19 protein-coding genes and 1 pseudogene are annotated in these 17336 nt (G+C 61.8%); 6 read left to right on the forward strand and 14 right to left on the reverse strand.

Features of this window, described 5'->3' with window-relative positions; genetic code table 11:
* The 6 genes from C513_RS0108230 to C513_RS0108255 form a co-directional block, all read left to right on the forward strand.
* Nucleotides 1-531 (forward strand): IS3 family transposase (locus C513_RS0108230; protein ID WP_018715573.1); only part of this gene is annotated, 531 nt, incomplete at its 5' end.
* Between the two features lie 51 nt (nucleotides 532-582).
* A complete protein-coding gene (locus tag C513_RS14685) occupies nucleotides 583-1221 on the forward strand; it encodes a YadA family autotransporter adhesin (RefSeq protein WP_018715574.1) in 639 nt (212 codons plus the stop codon).
* 70 nt (nucleotides 1222-1291) lie between these two features.
* On the forward strand, nucleotides 1292-2101 hold the full coding sequence (locus C513_RS0108240) for an OmpA family protein (protein WP_018715575.1): 810 nt from the start codon (nucleotides 1292-1294) through the stop codon (nucleotides 2099-2101).
* 85 nt (nucleotides 2102-2186) lie between these two features.
* Nucleotides 2187-2927 carry a 23S rRNA (guanosine(2251)-2'-O)-methyltransferase RlmB gene (gene rlmB, locus C513_RS0108245; protein WP_018715576.1) on the forward strand — a complete coding sequence of 247 codons (741 nt, stop codon included), beginning with the start codon at nucleotides 2187-2189 and terminating at the stop codon, nucleotides 2925-2927.
* Between the two features lie 14 nt (nucleotides 2928-2941).
* Nucleotides 2942-3292 (forward strand): hypothetical protein, encoded by a 351-nt coding sequence (locus tag C513_RS0108250; protein WP_018715577.1) that lies wholly within the window; start codon nucleotides 2942-2944, stop codon nucleotides 3290-3292.
* A 103-nt stretch (nucleotides 3293-3395) separates the two neighbouring features.
* The gene (locus C513_RS0108255) at nucleotides 3396-5837 is read left to right on the forward strand and encodes a YgiQ family radical SAM protein (RefSeq protein WP_018715578.1); all 2442 of its coding nucleotides are present in this window, start codon (nucleotides 3396-3398) and stop codon (nucleotides 5835-5837) included.
* Between the two features lie 25 nt (nucleotides 5838-5862).
* Here the strand turns inward: C513_RS0108255 and C513_RS0108260 are convergent, their stop codons facing one another.
* The 14 genes and pseudogenes from C513_RS0108260 to C513_RS0108320 all read right to left on the reverse strand — a co-directional run bounded on the left by C513_RS0108260 (nucleotide 5863) and on the right by C513_RS0108320 (nucleotide 17334).
* Nucleotides 5863-6984, reverse strand: coding sequence for an ABC transporter permease (locus C513_RS0108260; protein ID WP_018715579.1), 1122 nt, complete (start codon nucleotides 6982-6984; stop codon nucleotides 5863-5865).
* Between the two features lies 1 nt (nucleotide 6985).
* Entirely contained in the window at nucleotides 6986-9733 is a 2748-nt protein-coding gene (rbbA, locus tag C513_RS0108265) for a ribosome-associated ATPase/putative transporter RbbA (protein WP_018715580.1), read from the reverse strand.
* A pseudogene (locus C513_RS0108270) lies at nucleotides 9730-10005 on the reverse strand (hemolysin D); the annotation flags it as partial. The gene rbbA and the pseudogene C513_RS0108270, both read right to left, overlap by 4 nt.
* Before the next feature lie 110 nt (nucleotides 10006-10115).
* Nucleotides 10116-10904, reverse strand: coding sequence for a DNA adenine methylase (locus tag C513_RS0108275; protein WP_018715582.1), 789 nt, complete (start codon nucleotides 10902-10904; stop codon nucleotides 10116-10118).
* A 127-nt stretch (nucleotides 10905-11031) separates the two neighbouring features.
* Nucleotides 11032-11463 (reverse strand): hypothetical protein, encoded by a 432-nt coding sequence (locus C513_RS0108280; protein WP_018715583.1) that lies wholly within the window; start codon nucleotides 11461-11463, stop codon nucleotides 11032-11034.
* A gap of 10 nt (nucleotides 11464-11473) precedes the next feature.
* Entirely contained in the window at nucleotides 11474-11941 is a 468-nt protein-coding gene (locus C513_RS13025) for a hypothetical protein (RefSeq protein WP_156816073.1), read from the reverse strand.
* Between the two features lie 15 nt (nucleotides 11942-11956).
* On the reverse strand, nucleotides 11957-12796 hold the full coding sequence (locus C513_RS14280; protein WP_156816074.1) for a hypothetical protein: 840 nt from the start codon (nucleotides 12794-12796) through the stop codon (nucleotides 11957-11959).
* Between the two features lie 18 nt (nucleotides 12797-12814).
* A complete protein-coding gene (locus tag C513_RS0108290) occupies nucleotides 12815-13306 on the reverse strand; it encodes a phage tail protein (protein ID WP_018715585.1) in 492 nt (163 codons plus the stop codon).
* The gene (locus C513_RS13695) at nucleotides 13303-14091 is read right to left on the reverse strand and encodes a phage tail protein I (protein ID WP_018715586.1); all 789 of its coding nucleotides are present in this window, start codon (nucleotides 14089-14091) and stop codon (nucleotides 13303-13305) included. Before C513_RS13695 ends, C513_RS0108290 begins: the two co-directional genes overlap by 4 nt.
* Nucleotides 14092-14094: 3 nt before the next feature.
* Nucleotides 14095-14970: a baseplate assembly protein gene (locus C513_RS0108300; RefSeq protein ID WP_018715587.1), complete on the reverse strand. Its 876-nt coding sequence runs from the start codon at nucleotides 14968-14970 to the stop codon at nucleotides 14095-14097.
* A complete protein-coding gene (locus C513_RS13035) occupies nucleotides 14967-15362 on the reverse strand; it encodes a GPW/gp25 family protein (RefSeq protein WP_033394987.1) in 396 nt (131 codons plus the stop codon). Before C513_RS13035 ends, C513_RS0108300 begins: the two co-directional genes overlap by 4 nt.
* 66 nt (nucleotides 15363-15428) lie before the next feature.
* Complete coding sequence (locus C513_RS13040; RefSeq protein WP_018715589.1) at nucleotides 15429-16043, reverse strand: phage baseplate assembly protein V; 615 nt, start codon at nucleotides 16041-16043, stop codon at nucleotides 15429-15431.
* Nucleotides 16040-17017: a phage late control D family protein gene (locus C513_RS0108315; RefSeq protein WP_018715590.1), complete on the reverse strand. Its 978-nt coding sequence runs from the start codon at nucleotides 17015-17017 to the stop codon at nucleotides 16040-16042. The genes C513_RS13040 and C513_RS0108315 overlap by 4 nt, the downstream gene beginning before the upstream one ends.
* A gap of 71 nt (nucleotides 17018-17088) precedes the next feature.
* Nucleotides 17089-17334: a tail protein X gene (locus tag C513_RS0108320; RefSeq protein WP_018715591.1), complete on the reverse strand. Its 246-nt coding sequence runs from the start codon at nucleotides 17332-17334 to the stop codon at nucleotides 17089-17091.
* Nucleotides 17335-17336: the final 2 nt, after the last annotated feature.

The following is a 17336-nucleotide window of genomic DNA, read 5'->3' on the forward strand; positions in this document are numbered from 1 at the left end:
CGGCCCAACGAGCTGTGGGTGTCGGACTTCACGTACGTCAGCACCTGGCAGGGCTGGCTGTACGTGGCCTTCGTGGTGGATGTGTACGCCCGGCGCATCGTGGGCTGGCGTGTCAGCCGCAGCATGCACACGGACTTTGTGCTCGATGCGCTGGAACAGGCCCTGTATGAGCGCCAGCCAGCAGCGCATGCCTTGACGCACCACAGCGACAGGGGCAGCCAGTACGTCAGCATCCGTTACACCGAGCGGCTGGGCCTGGCAGGTATCCAGCCATCAGTGGGAAGCAAAGGCGACAGCTACGACAACGCGCTGGCCGAGACCATCAACGGGCTATACAAGGCTGAACTGATTCATCGCCGGGGCCCCTGGAAGACCAGGGAAGCCGTGGAACTGGCGACCCTGCAATGGGTGCACTGGTTCAACCACGTCCGACTGCTCACGCCGATCGGGGGTATCCCGCCGGCAGAAGCTGAGGCAAACTACTGGAGGCAACTTGCCGACAGCAACACCTTGGCAGAGGTGTCCACTTAAACCAACCAGCCTCCTCGAAACCCGGGGCGGTTCAGAGCCCTGGTCGTCAAGATGGCTGATGCCCCGACCTTCACTGGTGAAGTCAAGGCAGAAGGCGGTCTGACTGTATCCAACCACCTGACGGTGAAGCCGGGTACCACGGTCGACATGGGCGGCAACCGCATCACCAATATCGCTGCGGGTGTGAACGACAACGATGCCGTGAGCCTGAAGCAGCTGCAGGACGTCAAGCAGCAGGTGACGCATGGCAACGTCAAGTACGAGATCAATCCGGATGGATCGATTGACTACAGCAAGGTGGTTCTGGGCGATGGCAAGGCGCCGAATGGCACCAAGGTCACCAACGTGGCTCGTGGTGACGTCAGCTCGAACAGCACCGATGCAGTCAACGGTTCGCAGCTGTTCCAGACCCACCAGGTGATCAACAATCTGTCCAACCAGGTCAACGAGGTGGATCGCAACGCCAGCGCCGGTACGGCCAGCGCCATGGCAGCGGCCGGCTTGCCGCAGGCCTACCTGCCGGGCAAGAGCATGGCAGCCATGGCTGGCGCGACCTACCGTGGTCAGACCGCTCTGGCGGTGGGCGTGTCCACCATCACCGACAACGGCAAGTGGGTGATCAAGGGCTCGGTCAACAGCAACTCGCAAGGCCATGTGGGTGCCACCATCGGTGCCGGTTACCAGTGGTAATCAGCTTGCCCCGGGCGGTTCGCGCCGCCCGGGGTGTTTCCTGACACAGAACAGAATCCAGGAGTTATTCATGCAACACTCTTCCAGGCTGCTTGCCACCGTGCTGACCCTGTCGGGCCTGGCACTTGCCGGCTGTACCACTGTCATCAGCCAGGGCGTCGATGACGAGGGCAAGGCCAGCGAAATCATCTTCCCCGAGATCGACAAGACCTCGGGGATCCATGGCGGCGTTTTTCCCAATGTGGAAAACCTGCGCAAGATCGGCAATGGCGTCAGCAAGGACGACCTCTATCACCTGATCGGCCGCCCGCATTTCAGCGAAGGCATTGCCGCGCGTGAGTGGGACTACGTGATGAAGTTCCGCGAGGAAGTCAACGGCCCGATCACCATCTGCCAGTACAAGGTCATCTTCGACAAGGACATGAAGGGCCAGACTTTTGCCTGGAAGCCGCAGGATTGCGAAAACTTCCTCTACGGCAAGAAGCCCGCTGCGGCCAAGCCCGAAATCCTGACGCTGAAGGGCGACACGCTGTTCCGCTTTGACGGTTCCTCTACCGAGCAGATGCTGCCCGGTGGCCGTGCCGAACTGAATCGCCTGGCCGATGAGCTGAAGAGCCGTGGCAGCGATGCCCGCATGCGCGTGGTGGGACACACTGATCGCCTGGGTAGTGACAGCTACAACCTGGCCCTGTCGCAGCGCCGCGCTGAAACCGTGCGCAACTACCTGATTGGCCAGGGCATCCCGGCAGACAACATCACCGCCACCGGCATGGGCGAAAGCCAGCCGGTGGTGCAGTGTGCGGAAACCGCCCGCAGCGCCTTGGTGGCCTGCCTGCAGCCCAACCGCCGCGTGGAAGTGGAAGTGACCACCGTGCGCTAAGCACGGGCCACGACCATTGGGCAAACCGCATGGTGCCGCAAGGGCCATGCGGTTTTTTTCTGGTGCTTCAGGCGATAATCACCCCATGTCCGCATCCCACAAAATCGTCTTTGGCTTCCACGCCGTTGGCGTGCGCCTCAAAATGGCGCCGCAATCGGTGATCGAGGTATTTTTTGATCCCAGCCGGCGCGATGCGCGCATGCGGCAGTTTCTGGAGCGCGCCAAGGAGGCGCACGTCAACCTGATCGAGGCCGATGGCCTGCGCCTGTCGCGTCTGTGTGGCAGCCATGGCCACCAGGGGGTGGTGGCCCGCGTCAGCGAGATCCGCCAGGAGCGTTCGCTGGACGATCTGCTCGACAGCCTGCAGGAGCCGCCGCTGCTGCTGGTGCTGGACGGCGTGACCGATCCGCACAATCTGGGAGCCTGCCTGCGTGTGGCCGACGGTGCTGGTGCCCATGCCGTGATCGCCCCCAAGGACCACGCTGCCGGCATCAACGCCACGGTGGCCAAGGTGGCCAGTGGTGCGGCCGATACCGTGCCGTACTACATGGTGACCAATCTGGCTCGCACGCTCAACGAGCTGAAAGAGCGCAACATCTGGATCGTGGGTACCAGCGGCGATGCGCCCAAGTCTCTGTACCAGATGGATTTGCGCACGCCCACCGCCCTGGTGCTGGGAGCGGAAGGCCCCGGCATGCGCCAGCTGACGCGCAAGACCTGCGACGAACTGGTGCATCTGCCCATGCGCGGCGCTGTCGAAAGCCTGAACGTCTCCGTGGCCAGCGGCGTGTGCCTGTACGAGGCCCTGCGCCAGCGCAGCCTGTAAGCAGGGGAGTTGCCATGATGAGCATCACGATGCGATCCGCCGCTGTGACGCTGGCTGCTACCGCTGCGTTGCTTGCCGGCTGCACCCAGGAGCAGCAGAACAAGATCGGCCGCGGCGTACAGAACTGGACCGGCACCAACGGCGTGCTGGAAATCTACGCCGGCGAAAAGCTGGTGCGCCGATTCCTGAAAGTGGACAAGATCAGTACCGCCACCGGGACGGGCAGCGGGGATCCGCGCAGCTACCGTTATGGCTACGGTGTGCTCGATGAAAACCTGAATTTCATCGCCGATGCCGATGAAAAGCGCGTCTACTTCGAGATCAGCGACTACAGCAACATCGTGTTTTTCGAAAGCCCGCGCTAAGGCCTGCCAGCGCAGTGCGCATGTGGTGCCAATCACCCATCCGTGGCATGGGCGGCACGGTCGTGTCTGGCGCTGACAGACCCCCACCGGTACAATCGCGGGCATGAATGCCAGCCGCGCCAGCCAGGCGTCCCCCTCCAGCCGTATCCCTGCCGCCAAGCCCCTGACCAGCTACAAGCCGTACTGGGCCAGGCGCTTTGGCACGGCCCCGTTCCTGCCCATGAGCCGCGCCGAAATGGAGCAGCTCGGCTGGGACAGCTGCGACGTGATTCTGGTCACCGGCGATGCCTATGTCGATCACCCCAGCTTCGGCATGGCGGTGATTGGCCGCGTGCTGGAGGCCCAGGGCTTCCGCGTGGGCATCATTGCCCAGCCCGATTGGCAGAGCGCCGAACCGTTCAAGGCGCTCGGCAAGCCCAATCTGTTCTGGGGCGTGACCGGCGGCAACATGGACAGCATGATCAACCGCTACACGGCCGATCGCAAGATTCGCAGTGACGATGCCTACACGCCGGGCGACATCGGCGGCAAGCGGCCGGACCGCGCCGCCATTGTCTACAGCCAGCGCTGTCGCGAGGCCTTCAAGGATGTGCCCATCGTGCTGGGCGGTATCGAAGGCAGCTTGCGCCGCATTGCCCACTACGATTACTGGAGCGACAAGGTGCGCCGCAGCATGGTGGTGGACAGCAAGTGCGATCTGCTGCTGTACGGCAATGCCGAGCGCGCCCTGATCGAAGTGGCACACCGGCTGGCACGCCGCGAGCCGGTGAGCAGCATCACCGATGTGCGTGGCACCGCCTTTGTCATGCGGCAGTCGCCCGAGGACTGGTTCGAGATCGATTCCACCGAGGTGGACCAGCCGGGTCGCGTCGAGGAGCATGTCAACCCGTACCAGACCACCGGCGAACAGGCGGCCGGGCAGGGCAGCAGCTGCGAGGCGGCCATGACAGCGCCTGCGGCATCGGCAGAGCAGCCGATCCGCATCGTGCGCGAGGCATCCCGGGCCGTGCAGCGTCCGCCGCGTGAGCGCACCGTGATCCGTCTGCCGAGTTACGAGCAGGTCAAGGCGGACCCGGTGCTGTACGCGCATGCCAACCGCGTGCTGCACCTGGAAACCAACCCCGGCAACGCGCGAGCGCTGGTACAGGCGCATGGGGAAGGCACGACCGCGCGCGATGTCTGGCTGACGCCGCCGCCGATTCCGCTGACCACCGAGGAAATGGACTGGGTGTTCGGCCTGCCGTATGCGCGCAGCCCGCATCCGTCCTATGCCGACGAAAATGGTCGCCACGACGGCGCCACCAAGATTCCGGCCTGGGAGATGATCCGCTTCTCGGTCAATATCATGCGTGGCTGCTTTGGCGGTTGCACCTTCTGCAGCATCACCGAGCACGAAGGCCGCATCATCCAGAGCCGCAGCGAGGACTCCATCATCCGCGAGCTGGAAGACATGCGCGACAAGGTGCAGGGCTTTACCGGCGTGGTCAGTGATCTGGGCGGCCCCACGGCCAATATGTACCGGCTGGGCTGCAAGAGCCCGGAGATCGAGGCGGCCTGCCGCAAGCCGAGCTGCGTCTATCCCGGCATCTGCCAGAACCTGCACACCGACCATGGCCCGCTGATCAATATCTACAAACGCGCGCGCAAGCTGCCCGGCGTGAAAAAGGTGCTGATCGGCTCCGGCCTGCGCTACGACCTGGCGGTGCAATCGCCCGAATACATCAAGGAGCTGGTGCAGCACCACGTGGGTGGCTACCTCAAGATTGCCCCTGAGCATACCGAGCAGGGGCCGCTGTCCAAGATGATGAAGCCGGGCATCGGCACCTATGACCGCTTCAAGCAGCTATTCGACAAGTACAACGCCGAAGCCGGCAAGAAGCAGTTCCTGATTCCGTACTTCATTGCGGCGCACCCCGGCACCAGCGATGAGGACATGATGAACCTGGCGGTCTGGCTCAAGCGCAATGGCTTCCGTGCCGACCAGGTACAGACTTTCTACCCCAGCCCGATGGCCACGGCGACCGCCATGTACCACACTCGGCTGAATACGCTCAAGGGCATCCACCGTCCGGACGGCCCGAATGCGGAGCGCGCCGAAAGCGTGGATGTGGTCAAGGGCGAACGTCGTCGCCGCCTGCACAAGGCGTTCTTGCGCTACCACGATCCCAACAACTGGCCCTTGCTGCGCGAGGCGCTCAAGGCCATGGGCCGACAGGACCTGATCGGCAATGGCAAGCAGCATCTGATTCCGACCTGGCAGCCGCTGGGCGATGGCGGTTACCAGAGCCCGCGTCGCAGCAATTCCACGGCTGGCAGCAGCCCCGGCCAGCGTGCCACGGTGGCCGCAGCGGGGCCGCGTGCTGCAGGCAGCAGTGCCGGTCAGCGCACGCCACGCAAGGGTGCGCTGCTGACCCAGCACACCGGACTGCCGCCGCGCAGCCAGGGTGGCAAGGCCGCACCAGCGGGGGGCGGCAAGGCAGCGGCCAGGCCACGGCTGGACAGCAAGACCGGCAGCCCGGCCGGGCGCGGCAAGCGCAGCCGCTGAGGGCAGAGCGCCGCGCCGGCAGCGCTCAGCCCATCTGGCTGAGCATCTTGCGAAAGCGTGACAGCGACAGCAGGAACAGCGCGCAGCCGATCAGGATCAGTGCCAGCATTTCCGGCCACACGATGGAGAAGCCGGCGCCCCGGTACAGAATCGCCTGGCTGGCCGATACAAAGTGGGTGGTGGGTGCCACCAGCATCACGTTCTGCACAAAGCCCGGCATGCTTTCACGCGGGCTGCCGGCCCCCGACAGCATTTGCAGCGGCATCATCACCAGCAGCATCAGCAGGCCGAACTGCGGCATGGTGCGCGCCAGCGTGGCCAGGAAAATGCCCAGCGAGGTGGTGGAAAACAGGTGCAGCAGGGTCACCAGCAGGAACAAGGGCACCGATCCCTCGATCGGCACCCCCAGCCAGCCCTGCACCACGAAGGTGATCGACAGCGCCGTGGCCGTCAGTACCACCACCGCCATCGACCAGACCTTGGACAGCATGATTTCGGTCGGGGTGACCGGCATCACCAGCAGATGCTCGATGGTGCCGTGCTCGCGCTCCCGGATCAGGGCGGCACCGGTCAGGATGATGGAGAGCATGGTTACGATGTTGATGATCTCCATCACGCCCAGGGTCCAGCTCTGGGTCAGCGTCGGGTTGAAGCGCATGCGCTGTTCGATGCGCACCGGCAGTGTGGTGCTGCCCTGGTGGCCCTGCACGAAGTTGGCCACTTCGGTCTGCACGATTTGTGCCAGGTAGCCACTGCCGCTGAAGGCCTGGCTCATGCGGGTGGCATCGACATTGAGCTGGATTGCCGGCTGGCGGCCAGCCAGCACGTCGCGCTGGAAGTTGGGCGGGATGTTGAGCGTGAAGGTGTAGCGGCCGGCGTCCAGGCCGGCATCCATCTGGTCGGTGGCGATGAAGTCCGGCGCAATGAAGTAGGGCGGCAGCAACGCCGAGCCGATGCGGCCCGACAACTGGGAGTGGTCTTCATCGACAATCGCCACCGGCACCTTGCTCAGGGTTTCCGGTGCTGCGGTGGAGGCGGTGTAAATGGCCAGCGTGAACGCATACACGATCAGCACCAGCATGATCGGGTCGCGCAGCAGGCTCCACAATTCCTTCACGCCCAGGCGGTAGATATTGGCAGCTTGCATGTCAGCGCTCCTGTTTTTTCAGCAGCAGGATGGAGGCCAGCAGGATCAGCGGTGCGGCGGCCAGCAGCGGCAGGAAGTAGAGTGCCAGATCGCCAAAATCCAGCCCCTTGCCAAACACGCCGCGGCTGATCAGCAGCATGTAGGTTGCCGGGTGGCTGTCGCCGATCACGCGGCCCGCGCCTTCCAGTGAGCTGACCGGCGTCATCAGGCCGGAATAGCTGACCGCCGGCAGCATGGTCACCAGCATGGTGATGAAGATGGCCGCAATCTGCGATTTGGTGAAAATGGAGGCAAACAGGCCCAGCCCGGTGGAGAACACCACGAACAGCAAGGTGGCCAGCGCCAGCGTCAGGAAGCTGCCCTTGACCGGAACGCCAAACACCGTGATCGCCATCAGCACCATCAGCAGAAAGCTGACCATGGCCATGGCGATATAGGGCAGTTGCTTGCCCAGCAGGAATTCGGTGCGTGTGACCGGCGTGACATAGAGGTTCATGATGGAGCCCGTTTCCTTTTCCCGCACCACCGACAGCGCGGCCAGCATGGCCGGAATCATCAGCAGCATCAACGGGATCACGGCCGGCACCATGGCCGGCAGGCTTTTCACATCCGGGTTGTAGCGGAAGCGGGTTTCCACCTGAATGGCCGATTGCGGTGGCCGCCCCAGGCGTTCGGTGGAGAGCTGGGTCAGCCATTGCTGGTGCATGCCCTGCACATAGCCCTGGATGGTTTCTGCCCGGTTGGGCACGGCGCCGTCAATCCAGACCGCGATGGTGACCGGCTGGCCACGCTGGATATCGCGGGCAAAACCGGGCGGGATCTCCAGTGCCATGGTGATGGTATTGGCCTGCATGGCCCGGTCAATGGCATCGTAGCTGTGCAGCGGCGGCATTTCCTCGAAATAGCGTGAGCCGGACAAATTGTTGATGTAGTTGTTGCTCAACACGGTTTGATCCCGATCAAGCACGGAGAAGCGCAAATCGTTGACATCCATGGTGATACCGTAGCCGATGATGACCATCAGCAGCAGGCTGCCGAACAGGGCCATGATGCCCCGCACAGGGTCACGCTGCAGTTCCAGCGCTTCGCGCAACGTGTAGCTGTACAGGCGGCGCAGACTGAAGCGCCTGCTGCGATGTGGCACGGCGGCTGCTTCGGTGGCAACCGCCTCTGCCACACTGGCCTGGTCGGCGACAGCATCAGCGGCCGTGTCCTGATCGGCTGCGCCGGCATCCAGCAGGTAGCCGATAAAGGCCTCTTCCAGGGTACTGGCACCACGCCTGGCCATCAGGCTGGCCGGGGTGTCGCTGTCCAGCACCTTGCCGGCGTGCATCATCGACATGCGGTCGCAGCGCTCGGCCTCGTTCATGAAATGGGTGGAAATGAAGATGGTGACCTGGTCCTGGCGTGACAGGCTGACCAGCAGCTCCCAGAAGTTGTCCCGCGCGATCGGATCCACGCCCGAAGTGGGCTCATCCAGAATCAGCAGATCCGGGTTGTGCACCAGGGCGACCGCCAGCGACAGGCGCTGGCGCATGCCCATGGGCATGGCATCGGGCAGGCTGTCGGCGTCCTGCAGCAGGCCGAAGCGTTCCAGCTTTTGGCGCACTCGTTCCGCAATCTGGTCTTCCGGCACCTGGAACAGGCAGGCGTGCAGCACCATGTTCTGCATCACGGTCAGCTCGTTGTATAGCGAGAAGGATTGCGACATGTAGCCGACGCGGCGACGGATGTTCAGGTCGCGGGCATCCACCTTGTCGCCAAAGATCCAGGCCTGTCCTTCGGTGGCGTCCAGCAGCCCGGTGAGCATCTTCATGGTGGTGCTCTTGCCGCAGCCATTGGAGCCCAGGAAACCGAAAATCTCGCCACGCCGGATGCGGAAATCGACCTGGTCCACGGCGGTGAAGTCGCCAAAGCGCATGGTCAGGCCGCGCGCCTCGATCGCGATGTCGGCCTGGTCGGACTCGGGTAGCGGCGGAATCACCACTTCGCGGTGGCCGCGCCGCTTGTCTTTCGGCATCAGCTGGATGAAGGCGGCTTCCAGCGCATCGGTGCCGGTGCGCGTCAGCAATTCCTGCGGGGTACCGGTGGCCAGCACGCGGCCTTCGTCCATCGCCACCAGCCAGTCGAAGCGGCTGGCCTCGTCCATGTAGGCGGTGGCCACCAGCACGCTCATGTTCTGGCCGCTGCGGCGAATCGTGTCGATCAGGTCCCAGAACTGGCGTCGCGCCAGTGGATCCACTCCGGTGGTGGGCTCGTCCAGGATCAGCAGCCATGGATCGTGGATCAGGGCGCAGCACAGGCCCAGTTTCTGCTTCATGCCGCCCGACAGCTTGCCCGCCGGACGCGCCAGAAAGGGGTGCAGGCCGGTGGCGCGGGTCAGCTGGTCGATGCGACGGCGGCGTTCGCTGGCGCCGTGGCCGAACAACCGGGCAAAGAACTGCAGGTTTTCCTCGACCGACAGGGTGGGGTAGAGGTTCTTGCCCAGACCCTGGGGCATGTAGGCGATATCGGGACAGACCTGCTGGCGGTGCTGCTGGCTGGCCATGTCGCCGTCCAGCACCTGGATGCGGCCCTGCTGGACGGCTCGCGCCCCGGCTACCAGCGACAGCAGGCTGGATTTGCCCACCCCGTCCGGGCCGATCAGGCCCACCATGCAGCCGGCCGGAACCTCCAGGCTGATATCGTCCAGCGCCAGCGTGTCGCCGTAGCGCAGACTGACCTGGTCCAGCGTGACGACGGCACTCATGGCCGGGTCTTGGGCGTCAGCTGCTCAGGCCAGGCCGCTTGCGGATCCAGCTTGATCCAGGCCACGCCAGGCAGCCCGACCTTGACCTGCTCCGGGTATTTCTGCAGCAACTCGCGCGGCACCTGGGCCTTGACGCGGAACATCAGCTTCTGGCGTTCGCTTTCCGTCTCGACTGTCTTGGGCGTGAACTGGGCCGAGCTGGCGACAAAGCTGATGGTGGCCGGAATCGGATAATCGGGTGCGGTGTCCAGCACGATGCGCGCCTCACTGCCAATGGTGAAGCGGCGCGCGACAATTCGAGGAATTCCAGCTTGATAAGTCGGGACGAATGAATTGCTGCAAGTGCAAAGGCGTTTCAAATGGCCCCGTCTCGGGGCCATTGTCATGCTGGCGTGAAGTTGCTGATCAACACCTCACCGACCTCACGCTTCGCAGCCGCACTGATACTGTACCGGGTTCGCACCTCTGTGAACTGGAACGCTGAAAACACTTCGCGGACGCCAAGCGTGTCGTTCAGGCTGAGAATGAATTTCCCCTTGATGTCAGCCAACTGTGCCGCCAGTGCGATGAAATCTGTCTTACTAAAAATTCCTGTGCCGTAGTCGCTCTCGCAGTCCCAGTACGGTGGATCTATGTAGAACAGCGTGTCTGGCCGGTCTATGCGATCAATGACCTGCGCATAGGGGCGGTTTTCAATTTGTACACGGTGCAGACTCAAGTGCGCAGCGCTGAAGTCCTCCTCGATGCGCAACAGGTTCAGCCGAGGTGGCTGACTAGCAGCAACGCCAAACGTTGGGCTCTTCACCTTCGCGCCGAACGCGGTCTTGTTCAGGTAGTAGAACCTTGCGGCGCGCTGAATGTCCGTGAGGGTCTCGGCGGGTGTGGCCATGAACACATCGAATTGCTCACGCGCCACCAGCATCCATTTGAACTGGTCAACCAGGGCTGGCAGATGGTGTTTGATGCATCTGAAGAGGTTGACCAGGTCGCGGTTGATGTCATTCAGAATCTCGACGCGGGACTCCTGCTTGCGGAAGAACACCCAGGCTGCGCCACAAAACGGCTCGCAGTAGGTGTGATGCTCAGGCATGCGCTGCACGATCTCAGTTGCAAGACGGCTTTTGCCGCCGAGCCATGCGATGGGACTTTTTTGCTTTCCTTGAAAAAACATGCTCGGTATCCCCGATAATCACCCCGCCTGTACAGGTGGCAGGGTCTTGGCTGATACCGCGCTCACTCGCGGTGGAGGCGGGGGAGGAAGACGGGTCTAAGCGCCTTCCTCCTTCGCCCTGTCTTTTTTACGATGGCCGTAAGGCTTCGGCCATCAGGATTTCAGGCGTCACGCGCCCGGTGATGGGATGGCCGGCGAAGATCGCGCAGGCCTCGAAACAGTACAGGTGGGATTCACGCCCAAACTGCCACGGCAGCACGAATGCCAGCAGTCCCCACCAGTCATATGGCGTGCCGGCCAAGGCGCTGTAGATGACCAACACCTCGTCGTCGCGCCCCGTGCCCAGATCGAAGAAGTCCCAGCCTTCGCCGGCCTTCTCCATGTCAAACGGCTCACGTGTCAGCCCATTCCCTTCGATAGAGCTGTGGTACAGCCAGCCTTCATGGACGATGCCACCATGCGAATACTGGCTGCAGAGTCGCCAACGCGTCAGCGCCGAGAATGCACGCTGGAGCCAGTTCGCATTACGGGCCGGGGTACGCTTGAGCGCCAGGTACATATGGCCCCGCTTACTGGAGCGCTTGGCTGATCTGGGCGATTTCACCCAGGATCGCATTGGCGGCCTGTTCAGCTTCTTCCAGCGTGGCGGCGTTGCTCACTTCGTACTTGCGCATGCGCAGGACGCCCAGCTGGGCCAGTGCACCACGGAGCTTTTCCGCTTCCGCGAGGATGATGTCGCATGCTTCTTGCGGGGTTTTGCCGGCGGGGGCGGCGTAGGCGGCTACTTGCACCGGTACTTCACCTTGATAGCCGACTTGTTTGAAGGCGGCTGCTTCAGCTTCGCGCAGCTCGTATTCAGTGGCGAAACGCTCAAACTTGATGTAGATGGTTGCAACCGCATCGTCAATTTCCTCCCCGATCGCGTGAACAACTGCGTTGACGATTACGTCATTCGGTACACCAGCATTCATCAACATTTGCGCGCCGCAATTACTCCAGATGCAGCCGTCATGTTTTACCTCTTTGATGGTTCTCATCTTCTTCCCCTATGCTTAGAACAGATTTGTGAGTACGTTTGTAGGAACGCCGTTTTTCCAACGGACACCGCCAATCAAATCAGTAGGAGCAGCAGGATCGGTTGCCCATGTCAGCCCGCCTTGCAGGGTTACTACAGAACCCTGCAGTCGAACCGCTTGAGTGTCCCAAATAATTCTTGGGTTGCTTGCACCGATCTGTTTAATTGATGCCTGGCGAAAGCCGATCGTTGGAAACTCAACTCCGCCTCCCGGTCGAAAGAGAGAAAAATCACCGAGATGCAATTCACTACCTGGCGCGAAATTAACAAAGCACCCTCCACGACCGCTGCCAATCAATGTTCCGCCAGTGTCGAGGGGCAGCATGTTGCCTACTGGGGCAGATGCTGTTTCAAAAATAGTGTTTTCGAATGTCAGATTGGAGCCTCCAATGTTGACCCAATATCGATAAATTTTTGTAGATTCTGAGTCGACGTATGGCATCATGCGAATAGTCGGCTTGGTTCCTGTAGGGTTCAACGCCGAAATGATGATATTCCGAAAGCTTAAGTTGATACTGCTATCAACTTTGAAAATGGTCGAGGCTCCGGTTGTTCCAGAGTTGTCCAGAATGATACTCAGCAGACCTGCAAGCGGAGCACGTTTGCACGCTTCTACAATCGTTTTCACCGGTGCCCCGGCATCTCCCGAGGCAGTATCTACACCAAGTGGAGAAACATATACAGTTTTGACGTTCTCCAAAATTGCTCTCCGCGCTTCGGCTACGGATGCATTGATCAAAGCTACCTTCCCCGCAACCTCTTGCGTCAACGCATTCTGCGCAGCAATCGCCGCCTGCAGGTCTTGTTCCAGTGACATATCTATCTCTCCTTGTGTTTACAGGTAGTGGTGGCGCAGCAGCAACCGGTTGGAATCGCACATGGCTTTCAAAATCGTGGCCAGCTGCGGTGCTGTGGTGAGCAGGATGTTCGGCGGCGGCGCGGTGATTTGCATGACGCCTTGCTCGACGGAATCCAGCTTGAGCGGGCAGCTCAGCAGCCAATCGGAGCCGCCGGTCTTGTAGCCGAGCTCAGAGCCTGTCGTGGCCCAGTAGTACACCAAGACAGAATCTGCCCAGATGCCGACTTCACGGACCCAGAAACTGGCTGAGCCATCAAAAGCGGCGTCGATCTGGATCGTGTCCGTGTCGATGCGGCTGCCGTAAACGCTCACACGCTCACGCTCGCGGCGCAACTGCGTGCGGGTGTCATCGATATCACCGCCCGTGTCACCGATCGACATATGGGTGATATTCAGGTCAATACCGGTTCGCGATGCATTCCAAGTCGCATTGCGTCCGGCGACCGTTTTGGTCGGGTGGATGATCATGTTGAAACTCCAGTAGGCAGCAGCCAAACGGACAAGCGCTGCACGGGTCGAATAACCATGCCCAATCGCGGGGATGGGTTGAGGACGTGCCGGGTCTGGCAATGCAACAGGGGCGTCATGCGTTGCATGCTGCGAATTGGTGCAGCCGTACGCTGTACAACGGCAGCGGTATGCCTGGTCATCGGACGCAAATCAGCGATACGCCTGACACCATTCCGGATCACCAGCGCACTGCGACCGTAATTTTTCATGCCGATACCCACGCGCACGCTAAACGAGCTGCGGGCTGGCTTCCAGAAATTCACCATGCGCACCAAAGCGGCGGTACGTTGGGGAGTAACAATGGGCTCACCATCAACCGCATCTTGCAGATACAGATCGATGGAGAAGGTATAGGGCAAAGGTGCGGGCGCACCAGGTACTACTTTGCGCTGTGGCTGCCACCACTCTGTGATCCTGGCGGATACGCCCAGCATCTGCAGAGAGCGATGAACGGCGTAACGCGTGCCTTTCAGGCGGTGCAGCGCCACAGCCTCTTTCAGCAGAGCACGCTTTCTTTTTTCCGGGGCGGGGCTGAAACCGGCAAAATCCCAGCCAGCATCTCCCAGTAAGTTGAACTGTGCACCCAGCGCCGGCAGCGCCGATGCATGCACCCGGTCGAAGTCGTAGATCAGCGCTGCGCTCAGCGGCAGCGCGTCCATACGATCAGCGGCCACTTTGTCGAGTGCCCGGCTGGACTCATCGAGTCGCAGCGGTGGTACGAGCAGGGATTGGTATTCAGCCATGGCTTAACCGTTTGCCCTTCCAGCCACGGTGACGGCAATGCCCGTGCAGCGCGCCCACTTGTCGGCAGAGAGCACCACATCAGCTGCGGGGCTTACCAGATTGACCGAATAGACCCCATACACATGGAGCGCGTCAATCCACTGACTCCGAACTACATCAGCGCCCATACGCGACGCCAAAGACGAGCGCAGCGCTTCTGCGGCCGCCTGGGCCTGCTGGAGCGCAACAGTGGCATCGGTGGCCTGGTACAGCGTCAGCTGGGCAGTCACGGCGTAATCGGCTGCTACAGGGTCCAGCACCTCAACCTTGTCTGTCAGCGGGCGAATCTCATCTGCATTGCAGGCGGCACTGACCGCCGTCTTCACAGCAGCAGACGGCAGACCGGCAGCCGTCAGCGGGTACAAGCGAACGACACCAGGCGGCACATTGTTGAGAGAAACGACAGCACCGTTCTGTACGGCAATATCGGGCCCGACCACCGACACATCGATCACGTCCACGTGGGCGCTCTTCGCGTGGTAACGGTACGCGCCAACACTGCCGGCATTGCTGAAGGCTTCTGGGGCCAGCGTGATGCGCTCACGGAAGCGCTCATCGTCTTCGCCATTCAGGCGTGACACGCCAATGTTCTCACCCAGCATGTCCAGGATCGGGGCGCGGCTGTAGCGGACCAGGTTGAGCTTGGCGGCATCCTGGATAGCCTCACGCACCAGACTTTCCCGATAGGCCAGCACGTTGGCCTGCAGACGTTCCACCTGTGCCGGGTACAACGTGCGACCGGTTTCTCGCTCAAAGTCGGCGACCACCTCATCCACCAGCTTGGCCGGGTCACGTGCAACGAATTCAGGCTCTGGCAGATTACGTGCGAGCAGGCTCATATACGCCTCCCCAGAGTCACGGAACTGATGAAAGACGCGCCTTGCACGTCTTGCGCAAACTGCCAGGTCACGGCTGCATTCAGGTGGCTGAAGTCACCGCCATCCACAGCTTCCACAGCGACCTTCGTCACCGTGATGCGCGGCTCCCAGGCCAGCGCGCTGGCGATTTCCCGCACCAGGTGCGGACGCGCCTGGTCAACGGGCCAGTCCAAGTATTGCCAGCCGTCAAAACCGAACAGCGGCCGCAGCGGATCGCTACCCTTGGGGGTGGACAGGATGATGCGGATGCACTGGTCCACATCCTGCGCATCCAGCACCACGGCACCGGGCTTGCCAATAGCAGGCTGCCAGTGCGTGCTGGTGATGGTGGTGATGTCAACAGGCGTGTCCATGTCCTGCATGGTGCCTGTGGAGCTCTCCCGAACCGATTAAAGCCTTTTACTGTTTGTCGCACTGAGTCAGCGCGGGCCGTCCGTACTGCTGCCCCCGGGATAGATTCCACCGTGCACGTGACTGGCACCAATATTGGCCCCATTGTGGGTGACGGCACCACCACTGAACGAAGCACCTCCAGAACCCGTCATGCCACCCTTGATAGCCGCCAGGCCGTTCACAGTCAGGTTTCCCGTGCATGTCGTGCTCGGTGTGTCCAGCGTCACACTGGCGGCCTGGATTGTGGCCGCGCCATCCACGATGGCTGTGAGCGTGCCACGTACACTCACCACCAGCGCATGAGCGGCACGGTCATACTCCAGCGTTGTGCCGTCCTTGAATCGCTTGTGCCACTTGTCATTGCTTGCCACCGGCGGCGCATCCGCATTGCTGTAATGCGCGCCCAGGATGCAGCCGTCCTCCATCCGCGCATCGAGGAGGCACGACACTTGCGCGCCGATATCCAGAGCCTCCACATCCTTGTTGTTTTGGGTGTTGGCATGGGTTGTGGGCAGCCAGTCCGTCACCAGCCCGTCCAAATCGTCAAAGCGCACCTTGGCAAAGCCGGGCTTCGATTGAACAACCAAACCCTTCTTGTAAACGCAGCCGCCCACATCGTCCTTGAACAACCCGGCGCTCATGCCCGCACCCGCTTCAAGTCAACCTCCGTCACATAGCCTCCGCTGCGCGATAGCCGATGCACGGACTTCACCACCAGATACCGACCATCAAACTTGCCAAAGGTTTGCAGATCCAGCGTCACGCCAGCCACCAATAGCGGGTTGCCGTATAGCGTCAGCGTGGCTCCGGTCTGATCGTCGTTCTTGTCCAGCTGCGCCTGCGCCTTTTGCCTGGCTTGCGCATCGGTTTCAGCGCGCACATTGATCCGCCGCTTGTCGGCAGATGCCCGGTTGCTGCTGCCGGCCTTGTCCTTGACGCTGACCACGCGCCGCTTCTTCTCTCGGGGGTCGAACCATGTGGTCTCCGCCTCGCCGACCACCCCATGCACCTTGTCACGCAGCCGGTAGCTGCTGGCGCAATCCTGCCGCGTGACGATGTACACCGGCTTGCCCTCTCGCAGCAACTTGGTCTGGAAGAACACCAGCTTGTTGCCGCGCACGTTGAAGGCGTGGCCATATTCGTCGGCAATACGCCGCAGAAACGCCAGATCACTCTCGAACACCTGGGTAACACGCTGGATGCTCACGACCTCGATCGTGCCCGCCACTTCCAGCTGGTTGCGCTTTGCCACATCGGCCGCTATGGCCTGTAGCGTGGTGTTCTCGTACTGGCGGCCGTGACGTGTGCGTACGCTGCGCTTGATGCCGGCAGATAGCGCCTTGATGGTGACAGTATCAGGAGGCCCCTGCAGCTCGATCTCGTCGATCTCAAATTCTCCACAATCCAGCAACGCGGACCCTGCGAAGCCGATCTGCGCATGCAGGGTATCGCCATGGCCAGGGTACCAGGCGCTGATCCAGCGGCCATCCACATCTTCCAGCTGTACGTCCAGCGCGTCACTTTCGCCCTCAAGGTTGTCCGTATAGGTCAACTCGATCAGGAACGGGGAAATGTCTGCCGTGATGTCCTTGGTGTCGTAGCGCAGCAGGGCCATGGGGGCATCCACTGGCCGCGACCCGGCTTGTGTAGCGACAAAGCCGGACAGCGCTGCTTGAACAAGGCCCCTCATGTGCTGCGCTTCCAGGGCGGCAGGTTGTCTTGCGCCACCTGCTGCTGCGCTTCAGTCAGCGGCAGCACCGGGATCAGCACCAGATCACCGGCCTGCAAATGGGTGGTGATATCCAGGGCCGGGTTGGCCTGGACGATGCGACCGAATTGACTGGCATCGCCGTAGTACAGCCATGCCAAGGTGTCCCAGCGTTGGCCCTCCAGCACGGTGTGCTCCAGGCAGTCGAAATCAGATGCCGCCATGT

It is taken from the genome of Allobrachymonas chironomi DSM 19884 (assembly GCF_000374625.1).
GTDB classification, from domain to species: Bacteria; Pseudomonadota; Gammaproteobacteria; order Burkholderiales; family Burkholderiaceae_C; genus Brachymonas; species Brachymonas chironomi.